23 protein-coding genes are annotated in these 23,687 nt (G+C 66.3%); 7 read left to right on the plus strand and 16 right to left on the minus strand.

All coding sequences use genetic code 11. From position 1 onward, the window contains the following. From NF876_RS15565 to NF876_RS15575, 3 genes are all read left to right on the plus strand, one after another. Window positions 1-1,104: acyl-CoA dehydrogenase family protein (locus NF876_RS15565; protein ID WP_262269704.1), on the plus strand; the 1,104-nt coding region annotated here is incomplete at its 5' end. Next, a complete protein-coding gene (locus tag NF876_RS15570; RefSeq protein ID WP_373371298.1) occupies window positions 1,101-1,544 on the plus strand; it encodes a RidA family protein in 444 nt (147 codons plus the stop codon). The genes NF876_RS15565 and NF876_RS15570, both read left to right, overlap by 4 nt. Window positions 1,545-1,730: 186 nt before the next feature. Continuing rightward, on the plus strand, window positions 1,731-3,206 hold the full coding sequence (locus tag NF876_RS15575) for a sensor domain-containing diguanylate cyclase (protein ID WP_262269705.1): 1,476 nt from the start codon (window positions 1,731-1,733) through the stop codon (window positions 3,204-3,206). Window positions 3,207-3,339: 133 nt separating this feature from the next. Here the strand turns inward: NF876_RS15575 and greA are convergent, their stop codons facing one another. The 7 genes from greA to NF876_RS15610 form a co-directional block, all read right to left on the minus strand. Continuing rightward, window positions 3,340-3,807 (minus strand): transcription elongation factor GreA, encoded by a 468-nt coding sequence (gene greA / locus NF876_RS15580; protein WP_262269706.1) that lies wholly within the window; start codon window positions 3,805-3,807, stop codon window positions 3,340-3,342. Window positions 3,808-3,872: 65 nt separating this feature from the next. After that, complete coding sequence (locus NF876_RS15585) at window positions 3,873-4,991, minus strand: branched-chain amino acid ABC transporter permease (RefSeq protein WP_262269707.1); 1,119 nt, start codon at window positions 4,989-4,991, stop codon at window positions 3,873-3,875. Continuing rightward, a complete protein-coding gene (locus tag NF876_RS15590; RefSeq protein WP_262269708.1) occupies window positions 4,988-6,007 on the minus strand; it encodes a branched-chain amino acid ABC transporter permease in 1,020 nt (339 codons plus the stop codon). The genes NF876_RS15585 and NF876_RS15590 overlap by 4 nt, the downstream gene beginning before the upstream one ends. Further along, window positions 6,004-6,729: an ABC transporter ATP-binding protein gene (locus tag NF876_RS15595; RefSeq protein WP_262269709.1), complete on the minus strand. Its 726-nt coding sequence runs from the start codon at window positions 6,727-6,729 to the stop codon at window positions 6,004-6,006. Before NF876_RS15595 ends, NF876_RS15590 begins: the two co-directional genes overlap by 4 nt. Continuing rightward, window positions 6,722-7,501 carry an ABC transporter ATP-binding protein gene (locus NF876_RS15600; protein WP_262269710.1) on the minus strand — a complete coding sequence of 260 codons (780 nt, stop codon included), beginning with the start codon at window positions 7,499-7,501 and terminating at the stop codon, window positions 6,722-6,724. Before NF876_RS15600 ends, NF876_RS15595 begins: the two co-directional genes overlap by 8 nt. 6 nt (window positions 7,502-7,507) lie before the next feature. Next, on the minus strand, window positions 7,508-8,698 hold the full coding sequence (locus tag NF876_RS15605) for a substrate-binding domain-containing protein (protein WP_262269711.1): 1,191 nt from the start codon (window positions 8,696-8,698) through the stop codon (window positions 7,508-7,510). A 221-nt stretch (window positions 8,699-8,919) separates the two neighbouring features. Then, window positions 8,920-9,855 carry a DMT family transporter gene (locus tag NF876_RS15610; protein ID WP_262269712.1) on the minus strand — a complete coding sequence of 312 codons (936 nt, stop codon included), beginning with the start codon at window positions 9,853-9,855 and terminating at the stop codon, window positions 8,920-8,922. 80 nt (window positions 9,856-9,935) lie between these two features. On the opposite strand from NF876_RS15610, the gene NF876_RS15615 reads away from it, so the two are divergent. Together NF876_RS15615 and NF876_RS15620 are read left to right on the plus strand one after the other, a co-directional pair. Next, window positions 9,936-10,391, plus strand: a complete 456-nt coding sequence (locus NF876_RS15615) for a PaaI family thioesterase (RefSeq protein WP_262269713.1) — start codon at window positions 9,936-9,938, stop codon at window positions 10,389-10,391. 211 nt (window positions 10,392-10,602) lie between these two features. Then, window positions 10,603-11,001, plus strand: coding sequence for an ester cyclase (locus NF876_RS15620; RefSeq protein WP_262269714.1), 399 nt, complete (start codon window positions 10,603-10,605; stop codon window positions 10,999-11,001). Window positions 11,002-11,171: 170 nt separating this feature from the next. On the opposite strand, the gene NF876_RS15625 is transcribed toward NF876_RS15620, so the two are convergent. Both NF876_RS15625 and NF876_RS15630 read right to left on the minus strand, forming a co-directional pair. Next, window positions 11,172-12,086 carry an SMP-30/gluconolactonase/LRE family protein gene (locus tag NF876_RS15625; RefSeq protein ID WP_262269715.1) on the minus strand — a complete coding sequence of 305 codons (915 nt, stop codon included), beginning with the start codon at window positions 12,084-12,086 and terminating at the stop codon, window positions 11,172-11,174. A gap of 18 nt (window positions 12,087-12,104) precedes the next feature. Further along, window positions 12,105-12,941 (minus strand): universal stress protein, encoded by an 837-nt coding sequence (locus tag NF876_RS15630; RefSeq protein ID WP_262269716.1) that lies wholly within the window; start codon window positions 12,939-12,941, stop codon window positions 12,105-12,107. A 138-nt stretch (window positions 12,942-13,079) separates the two neighbouring features. Between NF876_RS15630 and NF876_RS15635 the strand changes: the two genes are divergently transcribed. After that, on the plus strand, window positions 13,080-14,132 hold the full coding sequence (locus tag NF876_RS15635) for an ElyC/SanA/YdcF family protein (protein ID WP_262269717.1): 1,053 nt from the start codon (window positions 13,080-13,082) through the stop codon (window positions 14,130-14,132). Window positions 14,133-14,268: 136 nt separating this feature from the next. On the opposite strand, the gene NF876_RS15640 is transcribed toward NF876_RS15635, so the two are convergent. After that, window positions 14,269-15,093, minus strand: a complete 825-nt coding sequence (locus tag NF876_RS15640; protein WP_262269718.1) for a polyphosphate kinase 2 family protein — start codon at window positions 15,091-15,093, stop codon at window positions 14,269-14,271. 139 nt (window positions 15,094-15,232) lie between these two features. Here NF876_RS15640 and NF876_RS15645 point away from each other — a divergent pair, with 139 nt between their 5' ends. Then, complete coding sequence (locus NF876_RS15645; RefSeq protein ID WP_262269719.1) at window positions 15,233-15,868, plus strand: glutathione S-transferase family protein; 636 nt, start codon at window positions 15,233-15,235, stop codon at window positions 15,866-15,868. Window positions 15,869-15,870: 2 nt separating this feature from the next. On the opposite strand, the gene ligD is transcribed toward NF876_RS15645, so the two are convergent. The 6 genes from ligD to NF876_RS15675 all read right to left on the minus strand — a co-directional run bounded on the left by ligD (window position 15,871) and on the right by NF876_RS15675 (window position 23,665). Continuing rightward, the gene (gene ligD / locus NF876_RS15650) at window positions 15,871-17,451 is read right to left on the minus strand and encodes a non-homologous end-joining DNA ligase (protein ID WP_262269720.1); all 1,581 of its coding nucleotides are present in this window, start codon (window positions 17,449-17,451) and stop codon (window positions 15,871-15,873) included. Window positions 17,452-17,664: 213 nt separating this feature from the next. Beyond that, window positions 17,665-19,314, minus strand: coding sequence for an ABC transporter ATP-binding protein (locus NF876_RS15655; protein WP_262269721.1), 1,650 nt, complete (start codon window positions 19,312-19,314; stop codon window positions 17,665-17,667). A 1-nt stretch (window position 19,315) separates the two neighbouring features. Then, the gene (locus tag NF876_RS15660) at window positions 19,316-20,458 is read right to left on the minus strand and encodes an ABC transporter permease subunit (RefSeq protein WP_262269722.1); all 1,143 of its coding nucleotides are present in this window, start codon (window positions 20,456-20,458) and stop codon (window positions 19,316-19,318) included. 8 nt (window positions 20,459-20,466) lie between these two features. Further along, window positions 20,467-21,387, minus strand: coding sequence for an oligopeptide ABC transporter permease OppB (gene oppB / locus NF876_RS15665; RefSeq protein ID WP_262269723.1), 921 nt, complete (start codon window positions 21,385-21,387; stop codon window positions 20,467-20,469). A gap of 85 nt (window positions 21,388-21,472) precedes the next feature. After that, a complete protein-coding gene (locus tag NF876_RS15670) occupies window positions 21,473-23,059 on the minus strand; it encodes a peptide ABC transporter substrate-binding protein (RefSeq protein ID WP_262269724.1) in 1,587 nt (528 codons plus the stop codon). A 171-nt stretch (window positions 23,060-23,230) separates the two neighbouring features. After that, the gene (locus NF876_RS15675) at window positions 23,231-23,665 is read right to left on the minus strand and encodes a GlcG/HbpS family heme-binding protein (protein WP_262269725.1); all 435 of its coding nucleotides are present in this window, start codon (window positions 23,663-23,665) and stop codon (window positions 23,231-23,233) included. Window positions 23,666-23,687: the final 22 nt, after the last annotated feature.

Genomic DNA, 23,687 nt, shown 5'->3' on the forward strand with positions numbered 1-23,687 from the left:
GCCTCCTGCCGCCGCCTCGTGCGCCGATTGGGCGAGGGCGGATGGCTGAAGGCGGTGGTGCCCGAAGCCTATGGCGGCCTGTTTCCGTCCTTCGACGTACGCAGCCTGTGCCTGGCGCGCGAAACGCTTGCCGCGCACGAGGGGCTGGCGGATTTCGCCTTCGCCATGCAGGGTCTCGGCACGGGGCCGATCACCCTGTTCGGTTCCGATGCGCTCAAGGACCGTTACCTGCCGCCGGTCGCGCGGGGAGACGCCATCGCGGCCTTCGCGCTCTCGGAGCCGGAGGCGGGGTCGGACGTGGCGGCCATGAGCACCACGGCGACGCCGGACGGCTCGGACCATGTGCGGATCGACGGCGTGAAGACCTGGATCTCCAACGGCGGGATCGCGGATCATTACGTGGTGTTCGCGCGTTCGGGCGAGGCGCCCGGCGCGAAGGGCCTGTCCGCCTATGTGGTCGATGCGCAGACCCCGGGTTTGAGCATCGAGAACCGTATCGACGTGATCGCGCCTCATCCTCTCGCGACCCTGCGCTTCGATGGCTGTCGTGTGCCGCTTTCGCAAAGGATCGGCGGACCGGGCGAGGGCTTCAAGGTCGCCATGGCGACCCTCGACGTGTTCCGCTCAACGGTCGGAGCCGCGGCGCTCGGTCTGGCGCGCCGCGCCCTGGCCGACGCGCTGCAGCACGCCGCCTCGCGCAAGCTCTTCGGTGCGCCGCTCGGCGATCTTCAGATGACGCAAGGCGCGCTGGCCGACATGGCCACCGGCGTGGACAGCGCGGCGCTTCTCGTCTATCGGGCGGCCTGGACCAAGGATCAGGGCGCGCCGCGCGTCACCCGCGAGGCCGCCATGGCGAAGATGCACGCCACCGAAACGGCGCAGAGCGTCATCGACAGGGCGGTGCAGATCTTCGGAGGCCTCGGCGTCACCAAGGGCGTCAAGGTCGAGGAGCTCTATCGCGAAATCCGTGCATTGCGCATCTACGAGGGCGCCACCGAAGTCCAGAAGGTCGTGATCGCGCGCGAGCTTCTGAAGATGCTGGAGAGTCGACGCTTTGGTGAGCTCGGCTCCGTCGCCATTCGCCAGGGGGGAGAACGACAATGACAGCGGCACTGGAAGGCGCTCCCATGACCGTCATCGACGATGGGCCGGAGGTTCTCAATCCGAAGCACTGGCGTGCGCCCAAAGGCTACGCCAACGGCATGGCGGCCCAGGGCCGGGTCGTGGTGACGGGCGGCATCGTCGGCTGGGACGAGAACGAAACCTTCGCCGACGGTTTCGTCGCCCAGGCCCGTCAGATCTTCGAGAACATCCGGGCGATTCTGGCCGAGGGAGGGGCCGAGCCCCGGCACCTGGTGCGCCTGACCTGGTACGTGGTCGACATCGACGAGTACCTGGCCAATCTCCGCGAGCTCGGCCGGGCCTACCGGGACGTGTTCGGCGCTCATTACCCGGCCATGGCTCTGGTCCAGGTCGTGCGGCTCGTGGAGAAGGCCGCCCGGCTCGAGGTCGAGGCGACGGCGATCGTTCCGAACAGGCGATAGCAGGTGGCGGGCCCGGGATGGGTCGAGGGAGGTCCGGCTCCATTGCGACAAAACGGCAGTGTTGCAAGAATGCCTGTTTCCTGGACATCTTTCACTCTGCCTGAAAAAACGCCGTTTCTGGCCTAGTATTACATTGCGGGTCTGGGGTGAATTGCGCCCGAGATTGGGTTGATCCGCAGGCCTTCCATGCTGTCCTCCAAAGCAGACCGTTCCACCGCCCGGCCGACAGGCGACCGCGCCGACGATGCCGAGATGTTCGAACTGGCGCCCGTCTCCCTGTGGCTCGAGGATTACAGCGGCCTCAAGCGGCTGTTCGCGCAGTGGCGGGCCGAGGGCGTGACCTCGCTGCGGGATCACCTGCTCGCAGACACGGCGCGGGTGGAATCCTGCTCCAGCCTGATCCGCGTCATCAAGGTCAACCGCAAGACCCTGAGCCTGTACGAGGCCGCGGATCTGCCGCAGCTGGTGGACAATCTCGGCCGCATCTTCCGCAATGACATGCTGAAGACGCACATCGAGGAGCTCGTTCAGCTCTGGGACGGCGAGACGGAGTTCTTCAGCAACACGGTGAACTACACCCTGTCGGGGAAGAGGCTCGACATCCAGCTCAGGGGCGGCGTGCTGCCCGGGCACGAGGATCAGTGGGACCGCGTCCTGATCGCCATCGAAGACGTGACGGAGCGCGAGACGGCCCGTCGGCAGCTCGCGACCAGCGAAACTTATGCCCGCGGCCTGTTCGAGCACTCGCCCGTCTCCCTGTGGGTGGAGGATTTCAGCTGCGTCAAACACCTTCTCGACGATGCCCGCCGACAGGGGATCAGCGACTTCCGCGTCTTCACCGACGTCCATCCCGAGTTCGTCTCGCGCTGCATGAGCGAGATCCGCGTGATCGACGTGAACCGGCATACGCTCGATCTGTTCGCCGCGCCGGACAAGCAGACCCTGCTGATGCGCCTCGGCGACGTGTTCCGCGACGAGATGCGTGAGCATTTCAGAGAGCAGCTGATCGACCTGTGGAACGGCAGGACCTTCCAGCAGCGCGAGGTCGTCAACTACTCCCTGACGGGCGACGAGCTGCACCTTCACCTGCAGTTCTCCGTGCTGCCCGGCCACGAGAAGGACTGGTCGCTGGTCCAGGTGGCGCTGACCGACATCACGGCCCGCAAGCGCGCCGAAGCCTATCTCGAATATCTCGGCAAGCACGACGTGCTGACCAAGCTCTACAACCGCACCTTCTACGTGGACGAGCTCAACCGCCTCGAGCGCAAGGGACCGTTTCCCGTCAGCATCGCGATCATCGATCTCAACGGCCTGAAGGCGGCGAACGACCAGCTCGGCCATGCGGCGGGCGACGCGTTGCTGCGCCGGGCCGGCGAGGTGCTGAGCAAGGCCGTCGACAAGCCGTCCTATGCGGCGCGCATCGGAGGCGACGAGTTCGCGCTCCTGATGCCGGGCACCGACGAGCGCGAGGCGGCAGTGGTCATGGAGGGCATCGAGAACATGCTCGAGGTCAACAACCAGTTCTATACCGGCCTGCCCCTCAGCTTCGCCATGGGAGCGGCCACCAGCCAGCCGGGCGAGAGGCTGGAGGCGGTGGTCAAGCGCGCCGATCTGCTGATGTACCAGGCGAAGCGCGCCTATTACGCGACGGCCGCGGAGTAGGGAGCAGCGCTGCTCCAATCCCGCAGGCACCCGCTCCCGTCATGGCCTGGCTTGTCCCGGCGATCACGATCCGGCAAGGCTCGCGATTCAGACAAGCGGGATCACCGGCCCGAGGCCGGTGATGACAGGGAGGCTACAACTCGATCTCGACGATTTCCGCCGTGGTCTGCCCGATGGGCACCACGTCGCCGATCTCCTTGCCCATGAGCGCCTGCGCCAGGGGTGACACGTAGGACAGGCTGCCCTTCGCCGGGTCGGCCTCGTCCTCGCCCACGATCCGGTAGGTCTGGCGCCGGCCGTCTTCGCGCTCGAAGGTGACGCGGGCGCCGAAGCGGACGTGAGCCGTGTCCGTGGGGGGCGGCACCACCTCGGAGGAGGCCCGGCGCGCCGACCAGTAGCGCAGGTCGCGGTTGAGACGGGCCACTTCGGCTTTGTCGTCGGCCGCCTGAGCCTCGGCAAGACGCTTGTGCAGGGATTCGATTTCCGCGTCCATCTGGGCCAGCCCCGAGGGCGTCACGAGATGATGCGGGCTGATCATCCGGTCGGGAAGGTCCTCGAAGGCTTCGCCACCCTCGGTTTCACGAACAAAGGCACGGCTCATTACGTCTCCTCCGCTCTTTGGAGTGAAAACGGTTCGGGGCTCGCGAAGGTTTCCGGGTCTAACCTTTATTGCCCGGCTTGCCGCAGCCGTCCGACGATGCCGCCCGGGAACGCGTAGACGCTGATGACGAACAGGGCGCCGAGCCACAGGAGCCATCGGTCCGGATGAATCAGGTTCGGCAGGATCGGCAGGCCCGCCAACGCCGCGCTCCCGGCGGCCATCAGGACCTGCAGGTAGCTCTGGGCGAGGACGAACAGGGCGGCCCCGACCACCGCGCCGTACATCGTGCCCATGCCGCCGATCACCACCATGAGCAGGATGTCGATCATGATCGAGAAGGAGAGCGTGGTGTCGGGGCCGTTATATCGCAGCCACAGGGCCATGAGCGCGCCGGCGACCGTCGCGGCGAGAGCCGAGATCACCGAGGCCGCCGTTCGGTAGGCGACGACCCGGTAGCCCAGGGCCTCGGCCCGGAACTCGTTCTCGCGGATGGCCTGCAGGACGCGTCCGAAGGGCGAGTTCACGATGCGCAGGAGGACGAGGAAGACGACGAGCGAAACGGAGAAGACGAGGTAATAGGCGATGAGGCGCCCGTTGACCGGGGTGCCGAACAGAGGCTCCGACAGGAGCCGGAAGGCGGGGCGCAGGGCCGGGGGCAGCTGGAACGACAAGCCGTCCTCGCCGCCGGTCACGTCCGACAGCTGCGACGCCAGGACGGCCGCCGCCGAGGCGACCGCCAGGGTGATCATCGAGAAGAAGATGGCGCGGACCCGGAGCGACAGGAGGCCGATGGCGACGGCGAGCACGGCCGACAGGCCGAGCGCCGCGGCCAGGCCGATGACGGCCGAGCCCCAGGTCGGACCCAGGCGTTCGAGCGCGATGGCGATGCCGTAGCCGCCGATTCCGAAGAACATGGTGTGAGCGAAGGACACGATGCCCGAATAGCCGAGCAGGAGGTCGTAGCTCGCGACGAGCACGACGAAGACGCAGATCTTCGCCGCGGTGCTCAAGGGCTGGCTGCCGGAGAACAGGAACGGCGTCGCGGCGAGGAACAGCAGGATGGCCAGCAGGATAGCGCTCAGAACCTTGGAGCGCGGTCGGTCCGAGGACAGGATCGCGTTCCAAAAGCCGCCGCGCCGGCGGATCTCGTCGAACGGGAGTGCGAGGGCGGGAGACGTGCTCATCGGCGGGCCACCGGGAACAGGCCCTGCGGACGCCAGATCAGCACCAGGGCCATGACGAGGATGTTGGAGATCAGGGCGAGCTTGGGCTCGACGAAGCCGACGTAGTTGGCCACCAGCGCGACGAGGATCGAGCCGACGAAGCAGCCGCCCACGGAGCCGAGGCCGCCGATGATGATGACGATGAACACCAGCACCATCACCTCCATGCCCATGCCGGCGGTGAGCGTCTGGCGGTAGAAGGCCCACATGACGCCGCCGAGACCTGCCAGCGCCGAGCCGGCGATGAAGACGCTGACGAAAAGGCGCCGGATCCGGTAGCCCAGCGCCTCGACCATCTCGGGGTTCTCGACCCCGGCCCGGATCAGCAGGCCGAGGCGGGTGCGGTTGAGCAGGAGCTGCATCCCGACGAAGACGAGAAGCCCGATGGCGACCGCCACGACGCGATAGCGCTCCATAACGATGTCGCCGACCACGAAGGCGCCGCGCAGGGATTGCGGCAGCGGGATCGGGATGGGCGAGGCGCCCCAGATGGCATGGATCAGCTGCTCGGCGACGATCAGCCCGCCCATGGTGACGAGGATCTGCTTCAGATGGCTGCCGTAAACCGGGCGCACGATGACGCGCTCGAAGACCGCGCCGACCAAGCCCGTCACCGCCATGGCGACGAGGATGCACAGGAGCAGGAGCGCGAGGTTGAGGCCGAGGGAATCGGCCGTCGCCCAGCCGGCGAGCGGTCCGAGGACGAGGAGCGTCGCGTAGGCGCCGAGCGAGATGAAGACTCCATGGCCGAAATTGATGATGTCCATCAGGCCGAACACGAGGGTGAGGCCCGAGGCCATGAGGAAGATCATCATCCCCATGGCGAGCCCCGCCACGGTGAGCGTCACCCAGGTCGAGGGGCTGCCGACGAAGGGCAGCGCCAGGAGGCCGAGGGCGGGAACGAGAAGGAGCGGCAGCCAGTCGGTCCTGGCGCGCGGCAGCTCGACGGCGGCGGTGTCGGCGGTCATGTCGCTCATTGGTGCGCATCCAGGGAAAGGCCGAGCAGGCGCTGCTGCAGGGCCGTGTCCGCGACGAGGTCGCTCATGGCGCCCGCATGCACGATGCGCCCGTCGTCCATCACGACCACATTGTCCCCGAGCGCCGAGGCGGCGTAGAAGTTCTGCTCCACCAGCAGGATCGTCTCGCCGGACGCCTTCAGCGCCTTGAAGGCCTCGATCATGGAGCGCACCATCACGGGCGCGAGACCCTTCGTCGGTTCGTCGATGAGAAGCAGGCGGCGCGGTTCCGCGATCGCGCGGGCGATGGCGAGCATCTGCTTCTGGCCGCCGGAGAGGTTGCCGGCCGGCAGGTTCCAGAAGCGCTTGAGGGCGGGGAAGAGGCCGAGGATCCAGTCGAGCCTGTTCCTGTCGACCGGCCCGCTCCGGGCCGCGAGCACGATGTTCTCGCGCACGGTCAGATCCGTGAAAATCCCCATGGCCTCGGGCACGTAGGCGATGCCCGAGCGGGCGATGTCCGGCGTGGCGGCTTTCGTGATGTCGCGGCCGTCGAAGCGGATGCGCCCCGACGAGGCCTGCCACAGGCCCATGATGGTGCGCAGCGTCGTGGTCTTGCCGGCGCCGTTTCGGCCGAGCAGCATGGTCAGTCCGCCGGCCGGCACGGATAAGTCCACGCCGTGCAGGATGTGGTAGGGGCCGATATGCGTGTGCACGTCGGCGAGCTGGAGAAGGGGCTCAGCCACGGGCGGCCTCCACGCCGAGATAGGCCTCCTGCACCACCGGCGAGGCGATGACCGCGGCGGGTTCGCCGTCGGCCACGAGGGTGCCGTTGTGCAGCACGATGATCCGGTCGGAGAGCGAGCGCACCACGTCCATCTTGTGCTCGACGAGAAGCACCGTGGCGTCGCGGCGCTCCTTGATATCGTGAATGAGCTCGAGCACGGTCGGCACCTCGTCGACGCTCATGCCGGCGGTCGGCTCGTCGAACATGAAGACCTTGGGCTCCATGGCGATCAGGAGCGCCACCTCGAGCTTGCGCTGGTCGCCATGCGACAGGGCCTTCGGGGCCACGTGCCGCTTGTCGGCGAGCCGCACCCGTTCCAGCACGCTCTCCGCCTTGTCGATCAGGTCGCGGCGGGCGTTCCACACCCTGAGCATCGACCAGCCCGCATCGGCCCGGCTCTGCACGGCGAGGCGCACATTCTCGAGCGCGGTCAGCTGCGGGAACAGGTTCGTGAGCTGGAACGCCCGTCCGAGACCGCGGCGCGTGCGGGCCGAGGCGGACAGCCGCGTGATGTCTTCGCCCGCGACGACCACCTGCCCGGACGTGGCGCGCAGCTGTCCGGAGATCAGGTTGAAGTAGGTGGTCTTGCCGGCGCCGTTGGGGCCGACGATCGCCGTGAGCGTGCCCGGCGTGAACCGGCACGACACGTCGTTGACCGCCACATGGCCGCCGAAGCGAACGGTCAGCCCGCGCGTCTCGAGCGCGGGCGTCGCTGTCGTCGATGAAACCACGTCGGCTCAGCGCTTGTTGCGGACCGGGATCGGCATCTTGTCGGCCGGGATGACGCCGACGAGATCGAGCAGGTCGTTGGCGTCCTTGCCGTCGGCCTTGACCTTGAAGTGATACATTTCCTGCAGGGCCTGATGGTCCTCCTTGCGGAAGGTCATTGGCCCTTTCGGCGTCTCGAAGGTCATGCCCTCCATGGCGGCGATGAGCTTCTCCGGATCGGTGCCGCCCGCCTTCTGGATCGCCGTGACGGCCGCGGACGCGGCCGCGAAGCCTCCCGCGGTGAAGAAATCCGGCGGCGCGTTGTAGCGCTTCTGGTGCTCGGTCACGAGCCAGTCGTTCATGGCGTTCTTCGGGAAGGCATAATAGTAGTACACCGCGCCTTCCATGCCGGGATAGTTCTTGTAGATCTGCATGGCCGGCAGAATGTTGCCGCCGGGCGCGATCTCGATGCCGAAGCGCTCCGGCTTCAGGTCGGCGATCTTGGGCAGGGGATGCTGGCCGGCCCAGATGATGTTGATGATCTTCTTGCCGGGCTTGTCCTTGAGCGCGTCGAAGATGCGCTGGGCCGACGCGGTGAAGTCTGTGGCGTTCTGCGGCGCGTATTCCTCGAACACCACCTTGGCGTTCGGGCGGATCTCCGCGAGGGCGTTCTTGAGCGCCGCGACGCCGTCCTTGCCGAAGGCGTAATCCTGCGCGAGCGTCGCAATCGAGACGGCTCCGCTCGCCGGAACGGCGGCCGCCGCCCCATAGGCGTCCTGGGTCGAGTTGCGCGCGGTGCGGAAGATGAAGCGGTTCCACTTCTCGCCGGTGATCGCATCGGCCACGGCGGGCTCGACGATCAGCACCTTGCCGTTCTCCTCGGCCACCGGCAGCATCGCGAGCGCGGCGGCCGACGACGTGGTGCCGACGGCGAGGTCCACGTTGTCGTCGTTGTAGGCCTGTTCGAGCAGGGTCTTGGCGAGGTCGGCCTTGAGCTGGTCGTCCTTCACGATGACGCTGATCTTGCGGCCGTTCACCGCCATCGTGCCTTTCGTGAGGTATTCGAGCCCCATCATGAAGCCGGCTTCGGTCTGCTTGGCATAGGCCTCGAGCGGCCCGGTCTTGCCGGCGATGAGGGCGATCTTGATGTCCTGGGCGAAGGCCGCGGATGCAAAGAAAATTCCTGCCGCAGCGGCGGCGATTGTGAGCTTCAGGCGCATCGGACTCCCCGTGTCTTATCGGGTCATTGACGGCTGCGCCGTGCAGCATGTCAAGTTCGACTCTCGGACCAGGGCGGGCGCTGCGCCGTCCGGATGTCATCACCGGCCTCGTGCCCGTGATCCCGATGATGAGAGGCGCCGCGCTCCAAGCGATCGGGATGGCCGGGACAAGCCCGGCCATGACGTGGCGGATAGCATGATGCGCCGGCGCCTCGAGACGATCAAGCCTCCGGCAGCACCGGCGTCTCGATGTCCTTCGCCACGCGGCCGCGCCGCGCGGCCTCGTGTTCGAGCAGGATCAGGGCAAGACCCGCGCCGCAGATGACGGTGGCGCCGACCAGGGTCCAGAACCCCACGACGTCGCCGAAGACCAGATAGCCCAGCACGATGGCCCAGACGATGAGGGTGTACTGGTACGGGGCGACCACGGAGGCGGGCGCGATCTTGAGCGAACGGTTCACGCAGACATGCGCCGCCATGGACACGATGCCGAGCAGGAACAGACCCGCCAGCTCGATGGGCCCGGGCGTCACCCAGGCGAGGGGCGCCGTGACGAGGCCGAAGATGAGCGCACCGAGAATCTGGCCGCACACCAGGGTGGCGTCGTCGGTCTCACGCAGCTTGCGGGTCGTGATCATCAGGAGCGAATAGAACAGGCTGCCGGCGAGCGCGATGAGGGCCGGCAGGGACAGGGTGGCGGGCGACGGGCGCAGGGCGATCAGCACGCCCACGAAGCCGATCCCGATGGCGAGCATGCGCGGCTTGTCGATCCTCTCCCCGAGCCAGAAGGCCGCGAAGGCCGCCACGTAGATCGGCCCGGCCAGATAATAGGTCATCACGTCGGCGAGCGGCAGATAGGTGACGGCCCAGTAGAAGCAGGCGACCTCGAGGGTCGAGAGGGTGATTCGCACCGCGTGCAGCCCCGGCCGCGGCGGGATGGCGAAGGGCACCCTGCGCCGGCGCATGACGGGCAGCAGGACCGCCAGGGCCGCAACGCTGCGCAGGAGCAGGACCTGGCCGACCGAATAGGTGGCGACGAGCCATTTCCCCATGACGTCGTTCATGGCGAACATGAACACGCCCAGCAGCATCAGGCCGATGCCGACGAGAATGCCAGAGCGGACTTTTGGGGCGGAAGACGAACCGGAATGCCTCATGGGGCGGATCAATGCGGGAAAAGCCGCTTGATTCCAAGGCTTTTGATCGCCGATTTTGGTCGAACCGCGAGGAGACCTCCATGAACGATACGGCACCGAAGGATCCAGGCTGCGAGGCGCGGGTTCGGGCGAGCTTCACGGCTCAAGGATTGATGCGAACCCTGGGCGCGTCCCTGGTCCGCGTTTCTCCCGGGCTGGTCGAAATCGCCCTGCCGGCATCCCCGGCTTTGCCTCAGCAGCACGGCTTCGTCCATGCGGGGGCCATCGCGAGCATCGCGGATTCCGCCGCCGGCTATGCGGCCCTGACCCTGATGCCGCCCGGCGCCGGCGTCCTGACGGCCGAGTTCAAGATCAACCTCCTGGCGCCCGGGATCGGCGAGCGCATCGTCGCGCGGGGTCGGGTCGTCAAGGCGGGCCGGACGCTCACCCTGGCCCAGAGCGACGTGTTCGCCGTCCACGAGGGCCGCGAGAAGCAGATCGCGCTGCTCACCGCCACTCTCATGGCCGTCGAAGGCCGCGAGGGCGTGAGCGATTAGCCGGGAACGAGAACCCGGTTCGTCATCACCGGCCTTGTGCCGGTGATGACGGAGTGGAGCATGTCCGGCAGAAGCAGGCCGAGAACGAATCCGCCGACCCGCGATAGGACCGGGGACAGGATCCGGCGGAGCAGGTCATCATCGTCCCTTGAATCGGTCCGCCAGGCGGCAAATTCCCTTTCTTGCGCCGGCGAACTACGGAGCCATCGTCGTGACCGAAACCGACCTTGCCGACCTCTACCGGGATTACATCGCCTGTCTGAACGAGCGCGACTGGTCGGGGCTGGAGCGGTTCGTCCATGAGAACGTCGTCTACAACGGCCGGCAGATCGGTCTCGCGGGCTATCGCGCGATGCTGGAGAAGGATGTGCGGGCGATCCCCGATCTCCGCTTCGCCATCGACCTGCTGGTCTCGGATCCGCCGCGCATCGCGAGCCGATTGCGCTTCGACTGCACGCCGAAGGGAGAATTCCTCGGCCTTCCCGTCGACGGAAGGCGTGTCTCCTTCACGGAGAACGTTTTCTACGAGTTCCGGGAGGGCAGAATCGTGCAGATCTGGTCGGTGATCGACAAGGTGGCGGTCGAAGCCCAGATCCAGGGTGTCGGCTGATCTCACCGAGCCGCATGTTTTGACGGTGAACCGGATCCACTTCACCGGAAAATGCGCTAGCGCATCGGACGGAAAAGTGGACCCGGTTTTCCGCCTCATCCGATGCGCCGGTCAAGAGAGGGAGCCTCGGATGAATCCCAAAAGTGGTGTCCACTTTTGGGTCCGAGGCTTTAGAACGTCCGGGCCCCGTTCACCGGCAGCATGATGGCGTAGAGCGACGTGGTGGCGCAGATGTAGAGCCGGTTCCGCTTCGGCCCGCCGAACACCAGGTTGGCGACCCCTTCCGGCACCAGGATCTTGCCGATCAGCGTGCCGTCGGGGTCGTAGCAATGGACACCGTCGCCGGCACTGGTCCAGATCCGCCCGGCCTCGTCGAGCCGGAAGCCGTCGAACAGGCCCGCCGTGCAGGTGGCGAAGACCTTGCCGCCCGAGAGCCCGCCATCGGCTTTCACGTCGAAGACCCGGATGTGGCGCGGGCCATCCTTGACGTGGGTGGCGCCCGTATCGGCCACGTAGAGGAGCGACTCGTCGGGCGAGAAGGCGATTCCGTTCGGGCGGACGAAATCGTCGGCCACGATGCGCACGTCGCCCGATTGCGGATCGATGCGGTACACGTGGCAGGCGCCGATCTCGCTGTCCGCCTTGTGGCCCTCGTAATCGGAATCGATGCCGTAGGCCGGGTCCGTGAACCAGATCGAGCCGTCGGATTTCACCACCAGGTCGTTGGGAGAGTTGAAGCGCTTGCCCTGATGGTGGCTCGCCAGCACGGTGACGGAGCCGTCGTGCTCGGTGCGGGTCACCCGGCGGTTGCCGTGCTCGCAGGTGACGAGGCGGCCCTGCCGGTCGACGCTGTTGCCGTTGGAATAGCCGGCCGGATGACGGAACACGCTGACCGCGCCCGAGGTCTCGTCGAAGCGCATCATCCGGTCGTTGGGGATGTCGCTCCACACGAGATAGCGGCCGGCCGGGAAATAGGCCGGGCCCTCCGCCCAGCGGCAGCCCTCGGAGAGCTTCTCCAGACGCGCCGATCCCTTGAACAGGTGCTGGAAGCGATCGTCGAGAACGACGGCGACGTCTCTGAACATGGCGAGGGGCACTCTCTGTCAGTGAGCCATCAGGACGGGAATCGTCGTGTTGCTCAGGATATGGCTGGTGGCGCCGCCGAAGAACATCTGCCGCAGGCGGCTCTGGGTATAGGCGCCCTTCACGAGGAGGTCGCAGCCGAGAGCGCCGGCTTCGGACAGGATGGTCTCGCCGGCCCTGTTCGAAGGATCCGCCGCCGTGACGGCTTCCGCCGGCAGATCATGCATCCTCAGATGCCGGGCGAGCTCCGAGCCCGACGGGCCGGGCACGCCCCAATCCTCGAGTTCGAGCACGACGATGCGCCGGGCCTTCTTGAGCAGCGGCATCGATCCCAGCACGGCGCGGGCGGTTTCCGTGCTCCGGTTCCAGGCGATCACGGCGGTCTCCGCGAAGGTCCTGGGTGCGCTCGGAGGCGCGATGAGAACGGGACGGCCGGTCTCGAACAGGGCCGCCTCCACGGTGGACAGGCGGGTCTGGCCGTTGGAGCCGTCCGGCCGGCCCACTATCACGAGATCGAACACCCGGCCGTAGGCGCCCAAAAAGGCGTCTTCCATCAGGCCGTCCTGGCGCCAGCCGGAACTCAGGCCCGGCAGGCCTGCGGAGGCGCGCGCGATCTGCTGCGTCGTCATGAAGGCCTCGAACCGCTCGCGGCAGGCGCGGGCCATTTCCAGGCGGTTCTCCGGCGTGATCGGGGAGGGCACGCCGATGGCGATGTCGACCGGCAGGACGACCGGGTAATCGGGGGTGATCGCGATCCCCTCGATATAGCTGTCGAACAGGCGGCCGAGATGCAGGGCAGCCTGCAGCTGAGGCTCGACGATGCCGTGGTCTTCGATCGGAACGAGAATGCTCTTCATAAGGATTATTGTCGCGCTTAAACCCAGGCTCGGCAAGACCATCCGAAAGTTCACCCCGGGCTGTGGATGGAAATCGGTTTGACATCCGGTCGTCGTCGGCTCCAGCTTGAACGGTCCGGCACAATCAAGGAGCCTTCCATGCGCAAGATCGCGCCCCTCGCGGCAGCCGCTCTCCTCACGTTCTCCGCCTCGTTCGCAGCGCTCGCCTTCGATCCGGGCAATACGAGCCGGATCAAGACGCTGGTGGATACCGGCATGCAATACTATTGGTCGGGCGGCGACGTGAAGAAGGCCGAGACGGAGGTTTTCAAGGGCATCACCCTGCACGGCCGCTACGACGTGGTGGAGAAGGCCTTCGCCGAGGCCTCAACCCTGGCGCCCGAGCGCCTCGATTTCCGATTCGCCGTCGCGTCGTCCCAGATTCTGCAGAAGAACTTGGCCGGCGCCCGCGCGACCTATGAGGACATCCTGGCCAGGGATCCGGCCTCCTTCGACGCGCAGGCCTGGCTCGCAGCGCTCGCCCGGATCGAGGGCAAGGCCGACGAGGCCGCCCTGACGGATCAGGCCCTGGCGGCTCTCGACCGGGCGCGCTCGGACTCCTATCGTCAGCGCTTCGCCCGCGCCGAGGCCATCATGGCCGAGCGCCCGAACACGGAGGTGCCGACGGTTCCGGGCCGCGTGATGATCGTCGCCCTCGGCTACGCGCTGGCCAAGGACGGCACGGCCGAGAAGCCGCTCCTCGATCGTCTCGACGTGGCCCTCAGGGCCGCCAATGCCAATCCGACGGCCCGGATCATGGTCACCGGCGGCCAGCCCCAAGCGGGCGTCACCGAGGGCGACGTCATGACCAAGTGGCTGGTGGAGAGGGGCGTCGACCGGGACCGCATCCTGATCGAGGACAAGTCCAAGGATACGGTCGGCAACGCGCTCAACGTCGCCAATCTCCTGAAGCGCCACACGGCCGATGCGGTCATCCTGGTGACGAGTTCCAGCCACATGCGCCGGGCCCGGACGCTCCTGGAGGACGCCTTCCGGCAATACGGCATCGACGCGCCGATCCTGCCCGTCGTCGCCCTCGATGCGCCGTCCGTCGAGGAGGCGGCCAAAGTCTCGAAGGACGAGCGCATGGTGATCTACCGCGATCTCATGCGCGTCTCGGGCCTGTGGGCCTATCCGGGCATCCAGCAGTAGCGCCGGGATGCTTTTCGACGCGTGAAGCATCGGACGGAAAAGTGGCCCCGGTTTTCCGTCCTGACCGATGCTCTCATTCAAGAAGAAAGCATCGGATGGATCCCAAAAGTGCAAGTCCACTTTTGGGTCCGATGCTTTAGAAAACCTTGAAGTCTCCCGGCTTCCAGGAGACGTCCGGATATTGTGGGTTCATCTCCTCGAGAGTCGCCTTGACGATGGTCGCGATGGCCGCGTTGCGAACCCATTTCCTGTCGGCCGGGACGATGTGCCAGGGCGCCCACGGCGTCGAGCAGCGGTTGAGCATGATCTCGTAAGCCTCCTGATAATCGTCCCAGTGCTCCCGGTCCTCCAGGTCGCCGGGGTTGAACTTCCAGTGCTTCGTCGGGTCGTCGAGCCGTTCCTGCAGCCGTTCCTTCTGCTCGTCCTTCGAGATGTGCAGCATGAACTTGAGGATGGTCGTGCCGTTCTCCACGAGCATCTTCTCGAACGCGTTGATCTGCTCGTAGCGCTGCTCGATGACATTGTCGGGCGCAAGGTGTCTGACCTTGCCGACGAGGACGTCCTCGTAGTGGGAGCGATTGAAGATGCCGATGGTGCCGCGCCGGGGGCAGGCGGCATGCACGCGCCAGAGATAATCGTGCTCGAGTTCGAGCCGGGAGGGCGGGCCGAAGGCATGGACCGAGACGCCCAGGGGCCCGGTCGCATTGAAGACGCCGCGGATCGTGCCGTCCTTGCCCGACGTGTCCGTTCCCTGAAGGATGACGAGCAGGGCGCGGGAGCCCTCCGCGTAGAGCCTGTCCTGCAGGATGTCGATGTCCTTGGCAAGGGCGGCGGTTGCCGCCTTGGTCTCGTCGCCGTCCTCGAACGAGGCCTTGTCCCGCGGGTTGCGGTCCTTCAGCCGGACCTTCTCGCCGGGCTCGACCCGGAGCTTCTTCCGCAAGTCCTGTTCCTGATCCGCCATTCGCGATCCTCCATGTGTTCAGGACGATAGGGCACGACGGCTTGAAAGGAAGGCTGGGATCGCGGCCAGCGCGCTCTTTACGGGCTTCCCGGCAGGACTTACCAGAGACCTGCCAGTCAAATCGGAAGGGGCTGCCACGATGCTTACACTCTACTATTATCCCGGCAATGCCAGCTTGCTGCCGCACATGATGCTGCGGGAAATCGGCGCCGGGTTCGAGCTGCGCCTCGTGGATCGGGGGCAGAACGCCCAGAAAAGCCCTGATTATCTCAAACTCAATCCGAGCGGGCGCATTCCGGTTCTCGTGGACGGCGACCTCGTGCTCTTCGAGACCGCCGCCATCGTGCTCCATCTCGCCGACCGGTTCCCCGAATCGGGCCTTGCTCCCGCGGTCGGAACGGTGGAGCGGTCCGAGTTCTACAAGTGGATCATCCATCTCACGAACACGCCGCAGGTGGAGTTTCGCGCCTGGTTCTATCCGCACGAGCACGTGGCCGATGAGGCCGCCGCGCCGACCGTCAGGCAGGCGGCGGGCGAGCGTCTCGACCGCATGTTCGACGTGATTTCCGCGCAGCTTGCCGACAAGACGTGGCTTCTCGGCGAGCGCTTCTCCGCCGCCGACCTCTTCCTGTTCATGCTGATCCGCTGGGGACGCGGCATGCCGCGCCCGCCGCGCAGCATCCCGAACCTGAACGCGCTGGCCGAGCGCGTGCTGGCGCGCCCGGCCGTTCAGAAGGCGCTCGAGGCGGAAGGGCTCAAGGCTCCGATCTTCTGACGCTACTTCTTCCGTGGCGCGCGCTTCGACCGCGCGCGCTCCGGCAGCACCTGGTCGACCTTGCTCATGTCCGCCCAGGGATCCCGCTTGAGCGCCTTGAGGCGCTCGCTCAGGTTCTCGACCGTGAAGCCGTTGGGCTTGAGACCCGGCCCTAGCTCCTCCCAGGCCACCGGTGTGGCCACCGGAGCGCCCGGCCGGGAGCGGGTGGAATAGGGCGCGACCGCCGAGGCCTCGCGGTTGTTGCGCAGGTAATCGATGAAGATCCGGCCCTCGCGCTCGTGCTTGACCGAGGTGGTCGTGTAGCGGTCCGGCTCGTCGGCCGCCATGGCTTCGGCGACCTCCCGCGTGAAGGCGAGCGCATCCTTCCACGGCGCTTTCGGCCTGAGCGGCACGACCACGTGCAGGCCCTTGCCGCCGGTCGTCTTCACGAAGCTCTCCAGCCCCAGCGCCTTGAGGCGCTCGCGGACGGCACGCGCGCCGTCGATTACCGCCGGCCAGTCCACGCCCTCGCCGGGGTCGAAATCGAAGATGAGGCGGTCGGGTCGTTCCAGGTCGGCCAGAATCGCCCCCCACACGTGCATTTCCAGCACGCCTGCCTGCACGAGAGCGACAACGCCCCGGATGTCGCGGACGGTGAGGATTTCCTGCTTGCCCGATCCATCCTTCACCGTGTCCGCGTGGATGAACGAACTCATGCCCGCCCAGGAGTGACGCTGGACGAAGCACTTCTTCTCCGCGCCGCCAGGACAGCGGATCAGCGTCAGCGGCCGGTCGACCAGATGGGGCAGGAGCCAATCGGCGATGCCGGCATAGAAGGCCGCCAGTTCCTGCTTCGTCAGGCCCTGGTCCTCCCACAGCACGCGCTCCGGATGGGTCAGGGATACGCCGGCGACGTCGGTCGGAAAGTCATCGAGGCCCTTGGATTTCGGCGCGGCTCGCTTCGTGGGCTTGTCAGGTTTCGGCGAGGTCGTCGTCTTTGCCGGCGCTTTTCGTGCCGCGGAACTCCTGGCCGGACGGCTGGGCGCGATCTCCTCAAGGGCGCGCCCCGATTTCACCGACAGGGGTGCCTCGTCGAGGATGTCCGGGTCGTCCTCGCCACGGGCATCGGCATCGTCCGCCTTGATCAGGAGCCAGGAATCCTGGCGTTCGCGCGGGCGCTTGGCCATGCGGACGAGATGCCATGCCCCGTGCAGCTTCTCGCCCTCAAGGCGGAAGGTGAGGCGGCCCTCGTCGTAGCCCTCTTGAGGATCGCCTTCCGGCTCCCAGGTCCCGCGATCCCACAGCAGGACGGTGCCGCCGCCGTACTGGCCCTCCGGGATGGTGCCCTCGAAGTCGCCGTAATCGAGCGGGTGATCCTCCACATGGACCGCGAGGCGCTTCTCGCCCGCGACGAGGCTCGGCCCCTTGGCCACCGCCCAGCTCTTCAGGACGCCGTCGAGCTCCAGGCGGAAATCGTAGTGCAACCGGGAGGCGTCGTGCTTCTGGACGACGAAGGACGCGCCCCGGCGCCGGGAGGCCTTGCCTGCCGGCTCGGAGGTCTTGGTGAAGTCGCGCTTGGCGCGATAGGCTGCGAGCTTTGCCATGGCGCGGAGTCAAATCCGCGCCCGGCGATCTGGTTCCAGGTTTGGGTGGAGAGCGCAAGGTCGCGCCTGCGCGGCTCTCCGCCTGAGCGTCCGGCCCCCGTCGTCACGGCCGGGCTTGTCCCGGCCATCCCGATGCTGTGAGTCGCGGCGCTCTTCCCGCCGGGATCACCGGCACAAGGCCGGTGACGACGTGAGGACGTGGATGCTTGGGTCTCAAGAAGCCAGCGGCCGTACGGCCGGCTCGGCCCCGTTGCGCTCCGTCAGGAACGCGGCGGCGATCAGGTCGCGGGTATAGTCCTCCTGCGGCCTGTCGAAGATCTCCTCCGCGGTGCCCCGCTCGACCACCTTGCCGCTCTTCATCACCATGATTTCGTCCGAGAGCGCGCGCACGACCGCCAGGTCGTGGCTGATGAAGATGTAGGCGAGGCCGTGGGCCTTCTGCAGGTTGCGCAGCAGGTCGACGATCTCCTTCTGAACCGAGCGGTCGAGCGCCGAGGTCGGCTCATCGAGCACCACGAGCTTCGGATGCAGGATCATGGCGCGCGCGATGGCGATGCGCTGGCGCTGCCCGCCGGAGAATTCGTGCGGGAAGCGGTTGCGCCAGCCTGCGTCGAGCTGCACCTCCTCGAACGCCTGGGCGGCCCGCCGGTCGCGCTCCTTGCGGGAGATGCTGGGTTCATGGACGAGGAGGCCCTCGGTCACGATCTCGCCCGCCGTCATGCGCGGCGAGAGGGAACCGAACGGATCCTGGAAGACCAGTTGCAGATGGCGCCGCAGGGGGCGCATGCCGCCCCGGTCGAGGGGCATGAGGTTGCGGTCCTCGAACCGGACGAGGCCGGAGGCCGGCAGCAGGCGCAGGATGGCGCGACCGAGGGTCGACTTGCCCGAGCCGGATTCGCCCACCACGCCCACCGTCTCGCCGGCACGCACCCGCAGGCTGACGTCGTCGACGGCCTTGAGCACGTGGGTGGCCTTGCCGAAGAAGCTCTTCTCCAGGGTGAACTGCACCGCCATGTTGCGCGCATCGAGCACCACCGGGGCGGTCGATGGAACGGGCTCCTTGCGGCCGGTCGGCTCCGCGTCGATGAGCATTTGCGTGTAGGGATGCTTGGGGGACGCGAAGATCGCCTCGGTGGCGCCGCTCTCCACCACCTCGCCGCGCTTCATCACGTAGGTGCGGTCGGCGAAGCGGCGCACCACGCCCAGGTCGTGGGTGATGAACACGATCGACATGCCGAGCCGCTTCTGGAGATCCGCCAGGAGTTCCAGGATGCGGGCCTGCACCGTCACGTCGAGGGCGGTCGTCGGCTCGTCGGCGATCAGCACGTCCGGGTTGTTGGCGAGCGCCATGGCGATCATCACGCGCTGGCGCTGGCCGCCCGACATCTCGTGCGGGTAGGCGTCGATGCGCCGGGCCGGGTCCGGAATGCGCACGAGCTCCAGGAGCTCGATGGCGCGCTTGCGCGCCTGCGCCTTGCTCAGGCCACCGTGAGTGGTGAGCGGGAGGCTCAGCTGATCGCCGATCCGGTAGAGCGGATCGAGGGAGGTCATTGGCTCCTGGAAGATCATGGTGAGCTTGGAGCCGCGATAGGCGTTGAGCCTGTCGGGCGAGAGGCCGACCAGCTCGTCGCCGCGATACTTGACCGAGCCTTCGGCCCAGCCGTTCGAGGCGAGCAGCCCCATGACGGACATCATGGTCTGGCTCTTGCCCGAGCCGGATTCGCCCACGATGGCGACGGTCTCGCCCGGGTTGATGTCGAGGTCGATGCCCTTCACCGCATGGAGGATGCCGTCGCCGGTGCGGAAACGGACGTGAAGGTTGCGGACGGAAAGAACCGGTTCGGCCATGGTGGCGTCCTTCATGTCAGCGATCCTTCGGGTCGAGAGCATCGCGCAGGCCGTCGCCGATGAAGTTCAGGCAGAAGAGGATCGCGACGAGCGTGATGGAGGGATAGATCAGCATCCAGGTCGCGCCCTGGATGTTCTTGGCGCCTTCGGAGATCAGCACGCCGAGACTGGTGTTGGGCTCCTGGACGCCCAGCCCCAGGAAGGACAGGAAGCTCTCCAGAAGGATGACCTTGGGGACGAGCAGGGTCATGTAGACCACGACGGGCCCCAGCGTGTTGGGGATCACGTGGCGGCGGATGATGCCCTTCGTCTCGACGCCGAGCGCCTCGGCCGCCTGGACGTATTCCTGCCGCTTGATGGACAGCGTCTGCCCGCGGACGATGCGCGCCATGTCGAGCCATTCGACCGCGCCGACCGCGATGAACATCAGCACGAAGTTGCGGCCGAAGAACACGACCAGCATGATCACGAAGAAGATGAAGGGCAGCGAGTAGAGGATGTCCACGACGCGCATCATCACGAGGTCGACGCGCCCGCCGAGATAGCCCGACGTGGCGCCGTAGATCACCCCGATCAGGATCGCCACGAAGGTGGCGAGCAGGCCGATGGCGAGCGACACCTGGCCGGCCTTCATGGTGCGCGTGAGAAGGTCGCGCCCGTTGGTGTCGGTGCCGAAGAAGAAATACTGGCGCTTCAGGGGCACGTCGACCACGAGACGCTGGCCCTCCTGCTGCTTCTCGACGATGCGCGCCGGCCCGAACAGGTCCGAGCGCTCGAAATAGGCCAGAAGCCGCTCGTCGATCGGCCGGCTGCTCGAGCTGACGAGCGTCATGTGGACGACGTCGTCGTCGACCGTGATGCCCTCGGCCTTGGCCCGGACGCGGGCGCCGATGCGCTCGATGTTCGGCTCGATCTGGTCGGCCTTCGGATAGGCTTCCAGGCTCGCCGGCACCTTCACGTAATCCGGATAGACCCGGTCGAAGGGATGGCCCGTGAAGAACGGGCCGAAGATGCAGGCGAGGGCGATCAGGCCCAGCACGATGATGCTGGTGAGCGCCGCGCGGTTGCGGATGAGACGGCCCCGGGCCTCGGCCCAGAGGGAACGTCCGGTGATGGGGCCCGTCATGGTCTCGACGGGAAGAACGGCGCCTTCGGCCATGGGAGATCTCACTCGTAGCGAATGCGCGGATCGATAAGGGCGTAGAGGATATCGACCACGAGGTTGAAGAGCAGCACGAAGACCGCCACCACGACCACCGTGCCCATGACGAGGGTGTAGTCACGGTTGAGGGCGCCTTCGACGAAGTAGCGACCGATGCCCGGCAGGCCGAAGATCGTCTCCACCACGACCGAGCCGGTGAGCAGGGCCGCCGCCGCCGGTCCGAGATAGGACACCACCGGCAGGGCCGCCCCGCGCAGGGCATGGGCCACGATCACCCGGGTGGGCAGGCCCAGCGACCGCAGGGTGCGGATGTGGTTGGAACGAAGGTTCTCGATCATGGCCGCGCGGGTCATGCGCGCGACGACCGCGATCTGCGGCAGGGACAGCACGAGAACCGGCAGGATGAGGTTGCGGACGTTGCCGTTGGCCCAACCGGCCACCGGAAGCCACGCGAGCGCCAGGCCGAAGACGATCTGGAGGATCGGCGCCACCACGAAGTTCGGGATGGTGAGGCCGAGCGCGCCCATTCCCGTGACCAGGTAGTCGACGGTGCTGTTCTGGCGCAGGGCCGCGATGGACCCGAGGGTGCCGCCGACGAGGACGGCGAAGGAGAGCGCGAGCGCTCCCAGGGTCATCGAGATCGGCAGGCCACGGGCGAACAGCTCGCCCACCGAGAAGTCGCGCAGGATGAAGGACGGCCCGAAATCGCCCCGCACGACCGCGCCGAGATAGAGCAGGTATTGCTGGAAGAGCGGCTTGTCGAGTTGGTAGATCCGGTTGAGGTTTTCCATCACCTTGGCCTCGAGCGGCCGCTCCAGATCGAACGGCCCGCCGGGGGCGAGCCGGATCAGGAAGAACGAGATCGTCACGATGATGAAAAGGGTAGGGATGGCCGACAGGAAGCGGCGAAAGATGAAGGAGAGCATGGGAAGCTCCTCCTGCTGCTACAGCATAACAATAAAAGAATAGGGCGGCCTGACGAGCAGACCGCCCCCCTTATCAGATTTATTTTTACTGCGTCTTCGACAGGAACCGCGTCGGATAGACGCCCCGGGTGTTCTGCACGAAGCCCTTGATCTTCGGCGAGATCAGGTTGCTCTTGCCGTAGTACATGATCGGGATCCAGGGCATGTCCTTCATGAGGATCGCCTCGGCCTGCTTGAGCATGTCGGCGCGCTTCTTCAGGTCCAGCTCCTTGGCGGCATCGTCGAGCAGCTTGTCGAACTGCGGATTGTTGTACTTGCCGTAGTTGAAGCCCTTGTTGTCGCTCTTGAGCAGGAACAGGAAGTTGTTCGGATCCGAGTAGTCGGCGATCCAGCCGTAGCGGGCCACGTCGAAGTCGCCGCCGTCACGCAGATGCGCGAAGTGGGTCTTGCCGTCCGTGTTGATGAACGACGTCTCGATGCCGGCCTGCTTCCACTGCTCGGAGATGGCGATGACCGTGTTCCGGTTGTTGTCCGTGGTGTTGTAACGGATCTCGACCTTCAGCGGCTTGCCCGGGCCGAAGCCCGCTTCCGTGAGAAGCTTCTTGGCGGCGTCCTCGCGGTCGATCGGGGACTGGTCCTTGTAGGACATGTAGGCCGGGTCGCCGTAGTTGCCCACGCCCGGAGGCATGAACGAGTAGCCCGGCTGCATGGTCTGGCCCCAGATCTGCTCCGCGATGAACTCGCGGTCGATCAGCATGGACAGAGCCTGGCGCACCTTCACGTCGTTGAAGGGAGCCTTGGAGGAGTTCACCACCATGTACCAGGTGCCGAGATACGGGCCGAGGCGGACCTGATCCTTGAAGCGCTCCTTGAGCGACTTCATCTGGTCGGCCGGGACGTCGTCCGTGGTGTCGAGCTCGCCCGCCTCGTAGCGGCGCACCATGGCGGCGAAGTCTGGGGTCGGGAAGTAGTTGACCGTGTCGATCTGGACGTTCTTGGCGTCGTAGTAGTTCTCGTTCTTGACGAGCTTGATGTGGGAGTTCGGCACGAACTCGACCAGCTTGTAGGCGCCGTTCGTCACCATGTTGCCCGGCTTCACGAAGTCCTTGCCGAACTTTTCGACCGAGGCCTTGTGAACCGGCTGGCTGGTCTGGTGGGTCAGAAGCTCGATGAAGTAGGGGGTCGGCGCCTCGAGGGTGATCTCGACCGTCTTGGGGTCGAGCGCCTTCACGCCGAGTTCTTCCGGCTTGCCCTGGCCCTTGTTGATCTTCTCGGCATTCTTGATGGGATACAGGATGTTGGCGTATTTCGCGCCCGTCGCCGGATCCATGATGCGGCGGTAGGAGTAGACGAAATCCTCGGCCGTGACCGGATCGCCGTTCGACCACTTCAGACCATCACGAAGCGTAAAGCGATAGGTCTTCCCGTCGTCGCTGATCTCCCATTTCGCGGCCTGACCGGGAACGGCTTCGCCCTTGGCGTTGTAGGTCACCAGGCCTTCGAGCATGTCGCGCAGAATGTGGGATTCCTGGACGGTCGAGGTCTTGTGGGTGTCGAGCGTTTCCGGCTCGCCCGAATTGGCGCGGTTGTAGACGACTTCAGCCGACGCGCCGCCCATGAGGGCGGCCGTGGCGACGGCGGCAAGAGCCGTGCGTTTGATCCATGATGACATCGGACGCGTTCCCTTTCTGATTATATTTCAGGGTTCTGGATTATCTCGGTCAGGACCTTTAGGGCAGTGACCTTGCCCTATTTGTTGATCAATCAACTGTTTATGTCCAGTACTATCCCGAAAAGTCAATAAAGTTCATTGCTTTCAAGTACTTGACGTTTGGGGAGGCGCTCAGGCGCCGGTGTCGAACACCAGTCCGGCGGCCTCGATCCCGCCGGCTGCGGCGATCTCGTCGTTGTCCGAGGTGTCGCCGGAGACCCCCACCGAACCCAGGGTTTGCCCCTGTCCGTCCTTGATCAGCACCCCGCCCGGAACGGGCACGAGCTGCCCGCCGACCGCATGGGTGGCGGAGGCGACGAAATAGGGCCGGTCGGTCGCCATCTTGTGAAGGGCGCGCGAGCCCACCCCGAGGGCCAGGGCGCCATAGGCCTTGCCCATGGCGATCTCGGCCCGCTTGAGGCTGGTGCCGTCCTCGGACAGGAGGGCCTTGAGGGCTCCGCGGGCATCGTACACGACCACGGACAGCGGCTTGAAGGATTTTTCCCGCCCGGTCTTGAGGGTGGCGGTCGCGATTTTCTGGGCCGTCTCGAGGGTGAGTTCGGTCACGGGATCCTCCATGGGTTGTCGT

Source organism: Microvirga yunnanensis (assembly GCF_025460875.1).

Bases quoted from the DNA above. Each gene is read 5' to 3' on its own strand.
- NF876_RS15655 (WP_262269721.1), bottom strand. From the start codon at position 19,314: ATGAAGGACGCCACCATGGCCGAACCGGTTCTTTCCGTCCGCAACCTT.
- NF876_RS15645 (WP_262269719.1), top strand. From the start codon at position 15,233: ATGCTTACACTCTACTATTATCCCGGCAATGCCAGCTTGCTGCCGCAC.
- greA (WP_262269706.1), bottom strand. From the start codon at position 3,807: ATGAGCCGTGCCTTTGTTCGTGAAACCGAGGGTGGCGAAGCCTTCGAG.
- NF876_RS15670 (WP_262269724.1), bottom strand. From the start codon at position 23,059: ATGTCATCATGGATCAAACGCACGGCTCTTGCCGCCGTCGCCACGGCC.
- ligD (WP_262269720.1), bottom strand. From the start codon at position 17,451: ATGGCAAAGCTCGCAGCCTATCGCGCCAAGCGCGACTTCACCAAGACC.
- NF876_RS15630 (WP_262269716.1), bottom strand. From the start codon at position 12,941: ATGAAGAGCATTCTCGTTCCGATCGAAGACCACGGCATCGTCGAGCCT.
- NF876_RS15635 (WP_262269717.1), top strand. From the start codon at position 13,080: ATGCGCAAGATCGCGCCCCTCGCGGCAGCCGCTCTCCTCACGTTCTCC.
- oppB (WP_262269723.1), bottom strand. From the start codon at position 21,387: ATGCTCTCCTTCATCTTTCGCCGCTTCCTGTCGGCCATCCCTACCCTT.
- NF876_RS15660 (WP_262269722.1), bottom strand. From the start codon at position 20,458: ATGGCCGAAGGCGCCGTTCTTCCCGTCGAGACCATGACGGGCCCCATC.
- NF876_RS15575 (WP_262269705.1), top strand. From the start codon at position 1,731: ATGCTGTCCTCCAAAGCAGACCGTTCCACCGCCCGGCCGACAGGCGAC.
- NF876_RS15570 (WP_373371298.1), top strand. From the start codon at position 1,101: ATGACAGCGGCACTGGAAGGCGCTCCCATGACCGTCATCGACGATGGG.
- NF876_RS15610 (WP_262269712.1), bottom strand. From the start codon at position 9,855: ATGAGGCATTCCGGTTCGTCTTCCGCCCCAAAAGTCCGCTCTGGCATT.
- NF876_RS15615 (WP_262269713.1), top strand. From the start codon at position 9,936: ATGAACGATACGGCACCGAAGGATCCAGGCTGCGAGGCGCGGGTTCGG.
- NF876_RS15590 (WP_262269708.1), bottom strand. From the start codon at position 6,007: ATGAGCGACATGACCGCCGACACCGCCGCCGTCGAGCTGCCGCGCGCC.
- NF876_RS15625 (WP_262269715.1), bottom strand. From the start codon at position 12,086: ATGTTCAGAGACGTCGCCGTCGTTCTCGACGATCGCTTCCAGCACCTG.
- NF876_RS15605 (WP_262269711.1), bottom strand. From the start codon at position 8,698: ATGCGCCTGAAGCTCACAATCGCCGCCGCTGCGGCAGGAATTTTCTTT.
- NF876_RS15640 (WP_262269718.1), bottom strand. From the start codon at position 15,093: ATGGCGGATCAGGAACAGGACTTGCGGAAGAAGCTCCGGGTCGAGCCC.
- NF876_RS15585 (WP_262269707.1), bottom strand. From the start codon at position 4,991: ATGAGCACGTCTCCCGCCCTCGCACTCCCGTTCGACGAGATCCGCCGG.